At 53.2% G+C, this 530-nt stretch carries 1 protein-coding gene; it reads right to left on the reverse strand.

The genetic code is table 11. From position 1 onward, the window contains the following. Positions 1–426, reverse strand: a 426-nt coding sequence (locus tag AC1DU6_RS35660) for a DUF302 domain-containing protein (protein ID WP_477863349.1), incomplete at its 3' end; no start/stop codon positions are given. Positions 427–530 lie beyond the last annotated feature (104 nt).

The raw sequence follows: 530 nt of genomic DNA on the forward strand, positions 1-530 counted from the left end.
TGCGCTGCCATATGGCATGAGATAGCTCTCCATCCTGTCATAGGAGAGATGCACGCCATCGGAACGTTCATCAATGAGGATTGTCACTGGAGCGTAAGATCCAGCATCGGGTACGTGTTTGACCATTTCTTTCATGATGAGTGGATTGCCCACCACAAAACGCATACTGCTGGGCGTCTTTGAACTAGATTCGAGACGGAGAACGGCGCCCAAGTCGAATTCCGCAAAGAGCATAAAACCCGTACGGCCGAGCGCGCCCTGCACAACGCGCTCCAATTCCGGGAAGGAATCTGCCGCCCTCGACGCCTTGAAGAATTCGACTATATCAGGCTGCCCGATCGCCGACTTGAATGCGGCCACAACGGCATCGAATGGCTTTGCGCTCGTAAGGCTTAAACGTTCGACTTCGACTTTCTCTATTTTCATTTTATCCTCCGAAATAACTCTCATGGATAGAGTGCGTATGATCGCGTCGACCTCTCGCCGGGGATCATGCGGCTGCCGGTTACGCGTTCAGGAAAGTGCGGACG

Source organism: Roseateles sp. P5_B10 (assembly GCF_056400485.1).